Genomic DNA, 12,358 nt, shown 5'->3' on the forward strand with positions numbered 1-12,358 from the left:
TGACCGCGCGCATGCCGGGTGTGCGCCGCCGGTGGCATCATCCCCCGAGCCCCTGAGGCACTTGAAGATAACGACACAGAGGAGAACACCACGATGACGGACGCCGAACTCGAACGCGCGCTGGCGGCAGTCGACCTGCCACGGCCCGCCTACTGGCAGGCGCAGTACCTGAAAAACGTCGAGCAGCTGTCGAAGCCGCAGTACGGCATGGTCGTGGAACGCGACGTCGCCGTGCCCATGCGCGACGGCGTGGTGCTGCGCGCGGACGTGTTCCGGCCGGACGCGCCCGGCAAGTTCCCGGGCCTGCTGGCGCTGTCCGCCTACGGCAAGGACAGCCAGAGCGTGCCGATCCCGGCGCAGCCCATTCATTCCTGGGTGTTCGACCACAACGTCGAGGCCGGCGACATCGAGTTTTTCGTCTCCCGCGGCTACGTGTACGTGATCCCGGACGAGCGCGGCCTGGGCAAGTCCGAGGGCGCCTGGAACGGCCCGTTCAGCGTGCAGGAACAGGAGGACGGCCACGACATCGTCGAGTGGATCGCCGCCCAGCCGTGGTGCACCGGCAAGGTCGGCATGATGGGCATATCCTGGTTCGGCATGATCCAGCGCTTCGTCGCCGCCCAGGCGCCACCGCACCTGGCAGCGATCTTTCCCTACGAAGCCGCGAACGATCTCTACGGCGTGGCCTACGAGGGCGGCGTGATCCAGCCGTTCTGGTGGGAACTCGAACGCGAGATCCCGGCCCACACCACGCAGTCGGAATCCGAAAAGCTGTACTCGCCGGAGGAGCTGGAAGCACGCTTCGACGCCATCGGCGCCAACCGCGACATCGCGCTCAACAGCAACTACGTACGCCTGCTGGCGCGGCGCAGGACCGCCTTTTTCGACCAGCTGCTGCACCCCGAGAACGATGACTTCTGGGCGCGCCGCCGCTCGCGCGACAAGGTGCACAACATCAAGGTACCGGTGTATACGGCGAGCTGCTGGATTCCGTTCTTCAAGCCCTTCATGCAGGCCGTGTGGGACGACCTCAACGACCCCACGCTGAACGTGCCCAAGAAGGCCGCCATCTTCGGCCACCACATCCACACCCAGTTGCCCGGTCCACCGGAACTGAAATACGAGGCGCTGCGCTGGTACGACCACTGGATGAAGGGCGTCGATACCGGAATCATGGACGAGCCGCCCATCCGCCTGTTCGTGATGGGCATCAACCAGTACCGCTACGAGCACGAGTGGCCGCTGGCGCGCACGCAGTGGACAAAGCTGTACCTGCGCCCGTTCGGCGCGCTGGCGCCGCTGCCGGAGCCGACCGACGCCGAGCCCGATCCGCTGGTGCATCGCCCGCCCATCATTTCCACCGAGCGCGACAGCGTTCGCTACGCCACGCCGCCGATGAGCGCGCCGACCGAGATCACCGGGCCGGTGGTGCTGAACCTGCACGCCGCGCTCGACCAGCCGGACGCCACGTTCATTGCCAAGCTGTGGGCGGTCGGCCCCGGCGGTGAGCGCTTCCCGCTGTGTCGCGGCGTGCTCAAGGCCTCGCACCGGGCGCTCGACGAGGAAACATCGACACCCTGGAACCCGGTGCACCCGCACGTGAACCCGCAGCCGGTGGTGCCGGGCGAGGTGAACCACTACGCCATCGGCTTCCCGACCATCTCGTACGTGTTCCGGCCGGGCGAGCGCCTGGAGCTCGAAATCGCCACCTGCGACCCGATCGACATCCCCTGGCACCACCGCCTGAACGTGATGGGCCCGCTGCCGAGCATGACGCTCACCTACTACAAGCTGTACCGCGACAGGGACCACGCCTCGCACCTGCTGGTGCCGGTGATCCCACCCGGCGGCGCGCACGGCTGAGCGAACACCCAGGCTGGCCAGGGACGGCCGGCCACCGGTCAGCGCGATGACGCATCCAGAATCACGATGGGAATGGTGGGCCGTCAGGGGATCGAACCCTGGACACGCGGATTAAAAGTCCGCTGCTCTACCGACTGAGCTAACGGCCCCCGGGGGGAGCAAGCGGCCCTGGTGGGCCCGAGACGCCCGCGCTCAGGCGGGCAGATACACCGTGGGGTCGGTAACACCGGCGGCGCGGAACCCGTCCGCGCGCAGGCGGCAGGCGTCGCAGCGGCCACAAGCCCGGCCCAGCGGGTCGGCATTATAGCAAGACACCGTCAGCCCATAATCGACGCCCAGCGCCGTGCCGCGGCGGATGATGTCGGCCTTCGACAGATGCAGCAGCGGCGCCTCGATGCGCGGACCATGTCCTTCCACGCCGGCCTTGGTGGCCACGTCGGCCAGCGCCTGGAAGGCATCGATGAACGCCGGCCGGCAGTCCGGGTAGCCGGAGTAGTCGACCGCGTTGACGCCGACGCAGATGGCGCGGGCGTCCAGCACTTCGGCATACCCCAGGGCAATGGCCAGGAACACGGTGTTGCGGGCCGGCACGTAGGTGACCGGAATGCCGGGCGCCGGCGCCGACGGCACGTCGATGGCGACATCGGTCAGGGCCGAACCGCCGATGGCGTCGAGATTGACCGACACCGTGCGGTGGCTGAGCGCGCCACCGGCCGCCGCCACCCGGGCAGCGGCCTCCAGTTCGGCCCCGTGACGCTGGCCGTAGTTGATGCTGAGCGCATGGCAGGCGTAGCCGGCATCACGCGCCATGGCCAGCACAGTGGCCGAATCCAGCCCGCCGGACAGCAGCACCACGGCCGGCGACGGCGCGCCGCTCATCGTCCCGGCTCCTCGCCCCACAGCAGCTTGTGCAGTTGCAGCTGCAGGCGGTACGGCAACCGGTCGTCGAGCATCCACTGCGCCAGCACGGCACCATCCAGCGCGCCGTGCACCGGCGAGAACAGCACCGTGGCGCGCTGACCGATGCCGTGCTGCGCGGCGGTCTGAACCGCCCAGTCGTAATCGGCACGGTCGGCCAGCACGAACTTCACCTGGTCGGCGGCTCGCAGCTGCGCCAGGTTGGAGTAAAGATTGCGCCCACACTCGCCCGAGGACGGCGTTTTCAGGTCCAGCACCCGCACCACGCGCGGGTCGACCGGCGTCACGTCCAGCGCGCCGCTGGTCTCCAGCGACACCACGTGGCCCGCGTCGCACAACGCCGACAGCAGCGGCAGGCATCCGGCCTGCGCCAGCGGCTCGCCGCCGGTGACGGTGACGTGCGAGGTGCCGTAGGCCGCCACCTGTCGCAGGATGGCCCCCAGATCCAGGTACTCACCGCCGCTGAACGCGTAGGCCGTGTCGCAATAGCTGCAGCGCAACGGGCAGCCGGTCAGACGCACGAAGACCGTCGGCACGCCGGCCGTCAGCCCTTCACCCTGGATCGAGTGAAAGATCTCCGTGATCTTCAGGCGCACCGCCGATCGGTCAGATGGCGCGGTAGTTTGCGACGACGAAGCCAAGACCGGTGGGGCTCAGACGCCCTCTTCCTGCATGCGGCGCAGGCGGTTGTCGGCCAGGCGGGCGGCCGGGCTGTTCGGCCAGGTCGCCTTGAGGTTGTTCAGGGTCTGCCGGGCCTCGGCAAACTGCCGGCGCTCGTACTGGATGTAGCCGATCTTGAGCAGGGCATCAGCCGCCTTGGGCGACTGCGGGTACTGCGCCGGCACACGCTGAAACTCCGTCAGCGCCTGGTCGAACTGCCGGGTCACGTAGTACGCCTCGCCGATCCAGTACTGCGCGTTGTCGGCCAGGCTGCCGGTCGGGTACTGCTGCATCTGGGCGCGGAAGCCGGCGATCGCCTCCTCGTAACGGCCGATGCGCAGCTGATCCGACGCCGCCCGGTACATGACCTCTTCGCTGCCGCTCGCCACGGCGGCAGGTGCGGCAACCGATGGCGCGGCTGGCGCCTCGGCGGCCGGGGCAGCAGAAGCAGTTTCCGGCGCGCCGTTACCCGGCGCTTCGGATTCACGCGACACCGGCGCCACCGGGCGCTCCACGGGGCCAGTCGGCGGAGCCTGCACGGCCGGCGCCGGTGGCGTCTCATCGACAGGCTGGGCGGCGGCAACGGCAGGAGCCGGGGCCGCTGGCGCCGCGGCGGCCGGGGCCGCCGTGTTGCCTCCGCCCTGCTCCAGGGCACTCAGACGACCGTCCAGGTCAAGATAGAACTCGCGCTGACGTTTTTGCAGTTGCTGCACTTCGTTGGCCGCTTCCTCGACCATGCCACGCAGCTGCCGCAACTCGGCCTGCATCTGCTGCAGCTGCATGACCAGCCGCGCCTGACCCTGGTTGCCGTCGGTGCTTACGGCCTGCTCAAGCGCCGTCAGACGCTGGTCGAAATCCTTCGGATTGGGTGCTGCGGACACCGCGCCGGCGCCGACCAGCAGCATCAACGTCAACACGCCGCAACGGCGGCCGGAACGGTGTCCCATCATCACTTACCGCGCGGTGTAGACGATTTCCACGCGCCGGTTCTGCGACCAGCAGCTCTCGTCGTGGCAATCGGCAGCCGGCTTTTCCTCGCCGTAGCTGACCGTGGTGATCTGCGTCGCCGAGGCACCGAGCGCGATCAGCAGATCCCGCACGGCATTGGAACGGCGCTCGCCCAGCGCAATGTTGTACTCGCGGGAGCCGCGTTCGTCGGTGTGGCCCTCGAGGGTCACGGCCGCACTCGGGCTGCTGCGCAGATAACCGGCATGCGCCTCGACCAGCGAGCGGTACTCCTCGCCGACGTCGTAGCGATCCAGCCCGAAGTACACGCGCCGCTGCGACAGCGGGCTGTTGGGATCATCCAGCGACCCGGCCGCGAACCCGGTGCCGCTGCCGGCCCCAAAGGCGCCGCCGCCCTGCGCGCCGCTGCCGGCAGAGCCGGCCTGGGTGGACGCAGACGCCTCGCCCCCTGCCCGCGTCGTGGACTTCTTGCCACAACCCGCAACCGCCACGGTGGTCAACGCAATCACGCACACAAACAACAACTTCTTCATCGACAGAAGCTCCTCGCGAGCGATAGGAAACATCAAGGACCAGCGCTGAAGGGCGACCATGCGGGCTCGCGCACCTTGGCCTGGGAAATCCCCAGCCGCTGGCGAACTGCGCCGTCGATCGAAACGGTGGCAAGCGCCTCGGCGCCACCGGTTTTCGCAGTATAGATGATGGCCTGACCGTTGGGCGCAAAGCTCGGTGACTCATCCAGTGGACCGTCGGTCAGCACGCTCAGACGCCGGCTGGCGAGGTCGAGCACGGCGATGCGATAGCCGCGTCCACCGGCGCCGTGCACCACCGCCAGCTGGCGTCCATCCGGGGACAGCGCCGGCCGGGCGTTGTAGTTGCCGTCAAAGGTAACGCGCTCCTCCGCCCCGCCGCTGGCCGGCACGCGGTAGATCTGGGGACCGCCACTGCGGTCCGACGTGAAGTAGATGTATCGGCCATCGGGCGACCACGCCGGCTCGGTGTCGATGGCGTAGTGACGCGTCAGACGCCGCGGCGGGCCACCGGCCAGGTCCATGACGTAGATGTCCGGGCTGCCATCCTTGGACAGCACCAGCGCCATGCGCGAGCCGTCCGGTGACAGGGCCGGCGCACCGTTCAGGCCGGGAAACGCCGACACCTGCTGGCGCGCGCCGGTGGCGACGCTCTGCCGGAACACCACGGCGCGCCGGTTGGCATACGTGGCATAGGCCAAAAAGCGACCATCGGCGGACCAGGTCGGCGACAGAATCGGTTCCTGCGACCGCAGCACGGTGGTCGGGCTGTGCCCGTCGGCGTCGGCCACCTGCAGCTCGTAGCTGCTGCCCACTTGCGTCACGTAACTGATCTGGGTGCCAAACACGCCACGCACGCCGGTGATCGCCTCGTAGATCAGGTCGGCAATGTGGTGCGCCAGGCGACGCTTGCTGGCCGGCGCCACGCCATTGAAGCGCGCCCCGGTCATGCGTTCACCGCTGGCCACGTTGAACAGCTCGAACTCGGCGGAAAAGCTGCCGTCGGCGCTTGGATAGAGCCGGCCGATGGCCAGGTACTGCGCCATCACCAGCTTCCAGTCGCGGAAATCCACCTGCGATGCCTCGCTCGGGCGCGACAGCATCTGGTCGTCCGGAATCACCCGGAACTGACCGGATCGCGCCAGGTCGGCACCGATGACCGCGTGCAGCGCATCGGGGCCGCCGTCGTTGGCATACGGAATGACCGCGATCGGGATGGTCTGCGCCGCGCCCTGCGTGATCTCGATGCGCAGGTCGGCACGTGCCGCCCCGGCCAGCACGAGCAGCAGCAGACTCAGCCAGCGCAGGTCAACCCGCATCGGCCTTGAACACGAAGACGAAATTGCGGAAATACGCATTGAACAGTCCGATATCCGTTGGAACCTGTAGCGGTGACGCCGCCATGACCGCCTGCTCGACCGACTCGACGAACATTGGGTCGCTGCCGCAGTTCACGGCCTGCGCGCTGACCACCGCGCCGCTGGGCAACAGCTTGACGCGCAGATTGCACTCCAGTGTCGGCGGCCAGTTCAACGGCTTGCGCCAGCGCGCCTGCACCTGACGCTGGATCGCCGCCACGTAACGCTGAAACTCGGCCGCCGCAGCCGCCTCGGCCGCGGCTGCCCTCTGGGCTGCGGCGCGCTCGGCGGCGGCTTTCTCCGATGCCGCTCGTTCGGCCGCCGCCTTCTCCGCCGCGGCGCGCTCGGCTGCCGCCTTTTCTGCCGCCGCCCGTTCGGCGGCCGCTTTCTGTGCGGCGGCCCGCTCGGCCGCGGCCTTCTGCGCCGCCTGCTCGGCAGCCGCACGCTTGGCCGCCTCGGCGCGCGCCCGCTCCTCGGCTGCCTTCTGGTCGGCTGCCCGTTTGGCGGCTTCGGCACGTGCCTTCTCGGCGGCCGCCTTCTGCGCCGCGGCCTTGGCCGCCGCCGCTTCCGCCTGACGCTTTGCCTCTGCCGCGGCCTGACGCTCGCGCTCGGCCTGCTCGGCCGCCTGCCGGGCTTCTGCCTCGGCCTGCTTGCGCTGTTCGGCGGCCGCCTCGGCCCGCTGCTGCTCGCGCTCGCGCGCGCGCCGCAACTGCTCGATGCGTTCCTGCTCGGCCTGGGCCTGCTCGGCGCGCTCGCGCTCGGCCTGCCGGCGCGCCTGCTCGGCCGCCTCCATCTGCTGGCGCGCCGCATCCAGCGCCGCCGGGTCGATCACCTCGGCCTCGATCGGCTGCCCGGCCGGCGGCGCGGGTTCACGCTTCCACCAGTCGATACCGGCGGTCAGCAACACGATCAACACCACGTGCAGCAGCACGGCCCAGACGAGTGGGCGCGACAGGCCCGGCGCGGGTGTACGACGGCGATTCATGGGCTCAGTCGGCAACCTTGGTCACCAGGCCGACCTTGGGCGCCCCGGCCTGCTGCAGCAGGCTCATGGCCTCGATCACTGCCTGGTAGGGAACATCCTTGTCCCCACGCACCACCACCGGTGCCTGCGGGGTACGTTCCAGCGCCACCTGCGTCAGGGCCATCAACCGCGCGGGGTCTTCCGGCCGGCCCTTCTCGCTGCGGTAGTTCTGGGCGTCGAAGTACAGGTTGCCGTCGCGATCCACGGTCACGGTGATCGGCGTCTGCTGTTCCTGTTGCACCGACTGGCCCTTGGCCTGCGGCAGGTCGACCTCGACCCCCTGCTCCAGCAAGGGCGTGGTGATCATGAAGATGATCAGCAGCACCAACATCACGTCGATGTACGGCACCACGTTGATTTCGGCCACCACGCGACCGCGTCTGCGCCGTCCTGACACCTGGGCCATGGCGTTCAGCTCGCCTTCGCGGTGTCGCGAACCGACCCGGCGCGGAAGGCATGCGCCTGGCGCTGCAGCAGGCTCATGAAATCCTCGATGAAGGCCTCGTACTGGCCAGCACGGTGGTCCACCACCGCAGCGAAGCGGTTGTAGGCGATGACCGCCGGGATGGCGGCAAACAGACCCATGGCGGTGGCCACCAGCGCCTCGGAGATGGCCGGCGCCACCAGCGCCAGCGTCGGCTGCCCCGTGGTGCCGAGCGACTGAAAGGCGCTCATGATGCCCCACACGGTACCGAACAGGCCGATGTAGGGACTGATGGAACCGATCGTCGCCAGGTACGGCAACTGGTCGTCGAGGGCCTCCATCTCACGCGCCAGCCCGGCGCGCATGCCGCGCTGGGCGGAATCGAGCGCGGCCGTGATCGGCAAGTGCTGTTGCTCGTACAGGTGACGGAATTCGCGGTAGCCGCCGATGAACACGCCCTCGACGCTGCCGGGCGGATACAGTCCGCCAGCTGCCGTCTTGTACAGCACCTCCAGGTCCTGACCGGACCAGAACTGGCGCTCGAAGGCCTCGATGGACGCCGCCACCTGGGCGAACGCACGGCGCTTGCGCAGCATGATGGTCCAGGACGCCACCGAAGCGCCCAGCAGTATGACCATGACAGTCTTGACGACCGGACCGGCACCCATCACCAGGTGCGCAATGGACAACTCGTTGGCCAAGGAAGGCTCCGCGAAAAGGGGTGGCTTAAACAGTCGCCGGGCGGCGACGGCGCAACGACTCAGACCGCCGTTGGCGTCGAAAATTCTAGCAGTCGACAGGCAGCCCGCCGGGGTGAGCGACGCCTAGCCGGCAAACAAATCATCCGCCGCCGGCGGTCGGCGCGCTGCGGTCGGCAGACCCAGCGCCAGACTGGCCGCCTCGGTGGCCACCCGGCCCCGCGGAGTGCGCATCAGCAGCCCCTGCTGGATCAGGTACGGCTCGATGACATCCTCGATGGTGTCACGCGTCTCGCCGATGGCGGCGGCCAGGTTGTCCACCCCGACCGGCCCGCCGCCGAACTTCTCCAGCACCGCCGACAGCAGGCGCCGGTCGTTGCTGTCCAGGCCGGTGCGGTCGACGTCCAGCATGGCCAGCGCGGCATCGGCCACCTCGCACGTGACCGCACCGTCGGCGCGCATCTGCGCGTAGTCGCGCGCCCGGCGCAACAGGCGGTTGGCGATGCGCGGCGTGCCGCGCGAGCGACGCGCCAGTTCGCGGGCGCCGCCTTCGTCCAGCGCGAAACCGAGCAGACCGGCGGCGCGCTGGACGATGCGCATCAGGTCGGCTTCGTCGTAGAACTCCAGACGCGCGACGATGCCGAAGCGGTCCCGCAACGGCGAGGTCAGCAGGCCAGCGCGTGTGGTGGCGCCGACCAGGGTGAACGGCGGCAGGTCCAGCTTGATCGAGCGCGCCGCCGGCCCCTCGCCGATCACGATGTCGAGCTGGAAATCCTCCAGTGCCGGATACAGCACCTCCTCGACGGTGGCGCTCAGGCGGTGGATCTCGTCCACGAACAGCACGTCGTTCGGCTCGAGATTGGTCAGGATGGCCGCCAGGTCGCCCGGCCGTTCCAGCACCGGGCCCGACGTGGTGCGCAGCCCGGCGCCCAGTTCGTGGGCAATGATGTGCGCCAGTGTGGTCTTGCCCAGCCCCGGTGGCCCGTACAGCAGCACGTGATCCATGGCCTCGTGGCGGGCCCGGGCGGCGCCGATGAAGATTTCCAGCTGCTCGCGGATGGCCGGCTGGCCGACGTACTCGGCCAGACGCGCGGGGCGGATGCCGTGTTCGACATGGACCTCCTCAGTCGCCGCCGGCTGCGGCTGCAGGATGCCGTCGCGTTCGATCGCCACGCTTAGCCCCGCATCAGGCGCTTGAGCGCCGCGCGAATCAGGTCCTCGCTGCGCTGACCCTCGATGGGCAGATCACGCAGGGCGGCGCGGGCCTCGTTCGGCTTGTAACCCAGTGCCTCGAGCGCGCTGGCGGCATCCTGACGCACATCCCCCCCGCCGCTCGCTGCGACCGCGGCGCTTGCCGGCGACACCGCACCGAGCCGCGCCAGCGGCTCGCGCAGTTCCAGGATCAGACGCTCGGCCGTCTTGCGACCGATGCCGGGCACACGCACCAGGCGCGCGGCGTCACCGCCGGCGACGATGTCGCACAGCTCTTGCGCCCCGACGCCGGACAGGATGACCAGCGCCAGCTTGGCACCGACGCCGCTGACCTTGAGCAACTGGCGAAACAGCGTGCGCTCGGCCTCGCTGGCGAAGCCGTACAGCAGCTGCGCATCCTCGCGGACCAGCAGATGCGTGTGCAGCACCACTGGCTCGCCGGCGGCCGGCAGGCGATAGAACGTGCTCATCGGCGCCTCGAGCTCGTAGCCGACGCCGCCGACATCGACCAGCAACGCGGGCGGCGACTTGGCCAGCAGGGTGCCGGACAGGCGACCGATCATCGCGCCCGGGCACCGGCGCGCGGCAGCTGCACGCTGTGCGCATGGCACAGGGCGCCCGCCAGGGCATCGGCCGCATCCGCCCGGGGCGGAACCGCCAGACTCAACAAACGACCGACCATGTACTGCACCTGTTCCTTGCCTGCGCGGCCGTTACCGACCACCCGCTGCTTGATTTCCGCCGGAGAGTACTCGGACACCGGCACCCCGGCGACTGCTGCCGCGACGATGGCCGCCCCGCGCGCCTGGCCGAGCTTCAGCGCCGAGGCGACGTTGCGCTGCACGAACACGCTCTCGATGGCGACGGCATCCGGCCGGAACTCGGCCAGCAACTCACTGATGCCATTGAAGATCGTGCCGAGCCGGGCGTCCAGCGCACCGGGCGGCACCCGAATGACACCGCTTTCCACATACCGCGCGCCACCACGCTGGATGTCGATCAGACCGAAACCGGTCAGCCTTGATCCCGGGTCGATACCCAGTATGCGTGTCACGCGGCGCCGTCAGGCCAGAGCCGCCAGGGCTTCGTCGGAAAACTCAGCGTTGGAGTGCACGCGCTGCACGTCGTCGAGGTCCTCAAGCCGCTCCAGCAGCTTGATCACCTGCAGCGTCTGCTCGGCATCCAGCTCGACCGACGTACTCGGCTGCTCGACCAGCTCGGCCGACTCCACCACCACATCCAGACCCAGCAGCGCCTCGCGCACTTCATGCAGACGCTCGGGCACGGTCAGCAGGGTGGCATTGCCGTCCTGCATGGCCACGTCGTCGGCGCCGGCCTCAAGCGCCAGCTCATAGGCACGGTCTTCCGACACGTCACCCGGCAGGGTAATGACCCCGCGGGCCTCGAACAGATACGCCACCGAGCCATCGGTGCCGAGGTTGCCGCCGGCCTTCGAGAACAGGTGCCGGACCTCGCCGACGGTGCGATTGCGGTTGTCCGTCAGGCAGTCGACCATCACCGCCACCCCGCCGGGACCATACCCCTCGTAGCGCACCGCCTCGTAGTTGTCGGCGTCGGCGGCACCGCCGCCGCGGTTGATGGCGCGCTCGACGGTGTCGCGCGTCATGTTGGCACCCAGCGCCTTGTCGATGGCGGTGCGCAGGCGCGGGTTGCTGGCCGGGTCAGTGCCGCCGGCACGGGCGGCCACGGTCAGCTCACGGATCAGCTTGGTGAACAGCTTGCCGCGCTTGGCGTCCTGTGCGGACTTGCGGTGCTGGATATTAGCCCATTTGGAATGGCCGGCCATGGAACGATCAACCTGAAATCAAGCTCTTGCACTCACTGCGCAGCGACCTTCCGCGCCGCGCGCACGCCCAGTTCACGTAGCTGGGCATCTTCGACCGGCGACGGCGCATCCGTCAACGGACAGTGGGCTCGCTGCGTCTTGGGGAAGGCGATGACGTCGCGGATGGAACCGGCGCCGGCCATCAGCATGGCCAGCCGGTCGATTCCGAACGCCATGCCGCCGTGCGGCGGCGCACCGTAGCTGAGTGCCTCGAGCAGGAACCCGAACTTGGCCTGGGCCTCGTCCGCATCGATGCCCAGCAGGCCAAGCACCGCCTGCTGCAACTCGGGGCGGTGGATACGGATCGAGCCGCCACCGATCTCCGAGCCGTTCAGCACCATGTCGTAGGCGCGTGACAGGCAGCGGCCCGGCTGCTCCAGCAGGGCATCGACATCCGCCACCTGCGGCGCCGTGAACGGATGATGCAGGGCCTGCCAGCGGCCGCTGTCCGGGTCACGTTCGAACATCGGGAAATCGACCACCCACAACGGCTTCCAGCCGTCCTCGAGCAGGCCGAGGTCGTCGCCCAGCCTGGCGCGCAGCTGACTGAGATAGCCGTTGACCACCGTCGCCTTGTCGGCGCCGAAGAACACCACGTCACCCACCTTGGCACCAACACGGTCAAGGATGGCCTGCACCGTCTGTCCGGCCAGGAACTTGGTGATCGGCGACTGCCACTCGACATTGCCGTCGGCGCCCTCGGCCAGGCGAATGTAGGCCAGGCCCTTGGCACCGAACTGCTTGACGAACTCCACGTAGTTGTCGAGATCGCGCCGGCTCATGGTGGCGCCGCCGCCGGGCACGCACAGCGCCGCCACGCGACCGTCCGGATCGTTGGCCGGCCCCGAGAACACCTTGA

Annotated in this window: 14 protein-coding genes and 1 tRNA gene; 1 reads left to right on the plus strand and 14 read right to left on the minus strand. The window is 69.0% G+C overall.

Features of this window, described 5'->3' with window-relative positions:
- Nucleotides 1-93: 93 nt before the first annotated feature.
- On the plus strand, nucleotides 94-1,863 hold the full coding sequence (locus tag ABYX71_RS00940; protein ID WP_372693998.1) for a CocE/NonD family hydrolase: 1,770 nt from the start codon (nucleotides 94-96) through the stop codon (nucleotides 1,861-1,863).
- A 73-nt stretch (nucleotides 1,864-1,936) separates the two neighbouring features.
- On the opposite strand, the gene ABYX71_RS00945 is transcribed toward ABYX71_RS00940, so the two are convergent.
- The 14 genes from ABYX71_RS00945 to ABYX71_RS01010 all read right to left on the minus strand — a co-directional run.
- Nucleotides 1,937-2,012 (minus strand) — tRNA-Lys (locus ABYX71_RS00945).
- Nucleotides 2,013-2,055: 43 nt separating this feature from the next.
- Entirely contained in the window at nucleotides 2,056-2,742 is a 687-nt protein-coding gene (gene queC, locus ABYX71_RS00950; protein WP_372694000.1) for a 7-cyano-7-deazaguanine synthase QueC, read from the minus strand.
- Nucleotides 2,739-3,377, minus strand: a complete 639-nt coding sequence (gene queE / locus ABYX71_RS00955; RefSeq protein WP_372694002.1) for a 7-carboxy-7-deazaguanine synthase QueE — start codon at nucleotides 3,375-3,377, stop codon at nucleotides 2,739-2,741. The genes queC and queE overlap by 4 nt, the downstream gene beginning before the upstream one ends.
- Nucleotides 3,378-3,434: 57 nt before the next feature.
- Nucleotides 3,435-4,388, minus strand: coding sequence for a tol-pal system protein YbgF (gene ybgF / locus ABYX71_RS00960; protein ID WP_372694004.1), 954 nt, complete (start codon nucleotides 4,386-4,388; stop codon nucleotides 3,435-3,437).
- A 6-nt stretch (nucleotides 4,389-4,394) separates the two neighbouring features.
- A complete protein-coding gene (pal, locus tag ABYX71_RS00965; RefSeq protein WP_372694006.1) occupies nucleotides 4,395-4,940 on the minus strand; it encodes a peptidoglycan-associated lipoprotein Pal in 546 nt (181 codons plus the stop codon).
- Between the two features lie 32 nt (nucleotides 4,941-4,972).
- The gene (gene tolB, locus ABYX71_RS00970; protein WP_372694008.1) at nucleotides 4,973-6,256 is read right to left on the minus strand and encodes a Tol-Pal system beta propeller repeat protein TolB; all 1,284 of its coding nucleotides are present in this window, start codon (nucleotides 6,254-6,256) and stop codon (nucleotides 4,973-4,975) included.
- Nucleotides 6,246-7,280 carry a cell envelope integrity protein TolA gene (tolA, locus tag ABYX71_RS00975; RefSeq protein ID WP_372694010.1) on the minus strand — a complete coding sequence of 345 codons (1,035 nt, stop codon included), beginning with the start codon at nucleotides 7,278-7,280 and terminating at the stop codon, nucleotides 6,246-6,248. The genes tolB and tolA overlap by 11 nt, the downstream gene beginning before the upstream one ends.
- Nucleotides 7,281-7,284: 4 nt before the next feature.
- The gene (tolR, locus tag ABYX71_RS00980) at nucleotides 7,285-7,725 is read right to left on the minus strand and encodes a protein TolR (RefSeq protein WP_372694012.1); all 441 of its coding nucleotides are present in this window, start codon (nucleotides 7,723-7,725) and stop codon (nucleotides 7,285-7,287) included.
- A 5-nt stretch (nucleotides 7,726-7,730) separates the two neighbouring features.
- Nucleotides 7,731-8,444, minus strand: coding sequence for a protein TolQ (tolQ, locus tag ABYX71_RS00985; RefSeq protein WP_372694014.1), 714 nt, complete (start codon nucleotides 8,442-8,444; stop codon nucleotides 7,731-7,733).
- A gap of 123 nt (nucleotides 8,445-8,567) precedes the next feature.
- On the minus strand, nucleotides 8,568-9,593 hold the full coding sequence (ruvB, locus tag ABYX71_RS00990) for a Holliday junction branch migration DNA helicase RuvB (RefSeq protein WP_372694024.1): 1,026 nt from the start codon (nucleotides 9,591-9,593) through the stop codon (nucleotides 8,568-8,570).
- A 23-nt stretch (nucleotides 9,594-9,616) separates the two neighbouring features.
- On the minus strand, nucleotides 9,617-10,216 hold the full coding sequence (gene ruvA / locus ABYX71_RS00995) for a Holliday junction branch migration protein RuvA (protein WP_372694016.1): 600 nt from the start codon (nucleotides 10,214-10,216) through the stop codon (nucleotides 9,617-9,619).
- A complete protein-coding gene (gene ruvC, locus ABYX71_RS01000; RefSeq protein WP_372694018.1) occupies nucleotides 10,213-10,707 on the minus strand; it encodes a crossover junction endodeoxyribonuclease RuvC in 495 nt (164 codons plus the stop codon). The genes ruvA and ruvC overlap by 4 nt, the downstream gene beginning before the upstream one ends.
- Nucleotides 10,708-10,716: 9 nt before the next feature.
- Entirely contained in the window at nucleotides 10,717-11,460 is a 744-nt protein-coding gene (locus tag ABYX71_RS01005; RefSeq protein WP_372694020.1) for a YebC/PmpR family DNA-binding transcriptional regulator, read from the minus strand.
- A gap of 32 nt (nucleotides 11,461-11,492) precedes the next feature.
- Nucleotides 11,493-12,358 (minus strand): amino acid--tRNA ligase-related protein (locus tag ABYX71_RS01010; protein WP_372694022.1); only part of this gene is annotated, 866 nt, incomplete at its 5' end.

It is taken from the genome of Immundisolibacter sp., from assembly GCF_041625615.1.
Classification (GTDB): domain Bacteria; phylum Pseudomonadota; class Gammaproteobacteria; order Immundisolibacterales; family Immundisolibacteraceae; genus Immundisolibacter.

Bases quoted from the DNA above. Each gene is read 5' to 3' on its own strand.
- ABYX71_RS00940 (WP_372693998.1), top strand. From the start codon at position 94: ATGACGGACGCCGAACTCGAACGCGCGCTGGCGGCAGTCGACCTGCCA.
- pal (WP_372694006.1), bottom strand. From the start codon at position 4,940: ATGAAGAAGTTGTTGTTTGTGTGCGTGATTGCGTTGACCACCGTGGCG.
- ybgF (WP_372694004.1), bottom strand. From the start codon at position 4,388: ATGGGACACCGTTCCGGCCGCCGTTGCGGCGTGTTGACGTTGATGCTG.
- tolR (WP_372694012.1), bottom strand. From the start codon at position 7,725: ATGGCCCAGGTGTCAGGACGGCGCAGACGCGGTCGCGTGGTGGCCGAA.
- tolB (WP_372694008.1), bottom strand. From the start codon at position 6,256: ATGCGGGTTGACCTGCGCTGGCTGAGTCTGCTGCTGCTCGTGCTGGCC.
- ABYX71_RS01005 (WP_372694020.1), bottom strand. From the start codon at position 11,460: ATGGCCGGCCATTCCAAATGGGCTAATATCCAGCACCGCAAGTCCGCA.
- ruvA (WP_372694016.1), bottom strand. From the start codon at position 10,216: ATGATCGGTCGCCTGTCCGGCACCCTGCTGGCCAAGTCGCCGCCCGCG.
- queC (WP_372694000.1), bottom strand. From the start codon at position 2,742: ATGAGCGGCGCGCCGTCGCCGGCCGTGGTGCTGCTGTCCGGCGGGCTG.
- tolA (WP_372694010.1), bottom strand. From the start codon at position 7,280: ATGAATCGCCGTCGTACACCCGCGCCGGGCCTGTCGCGCCCACTCGTC.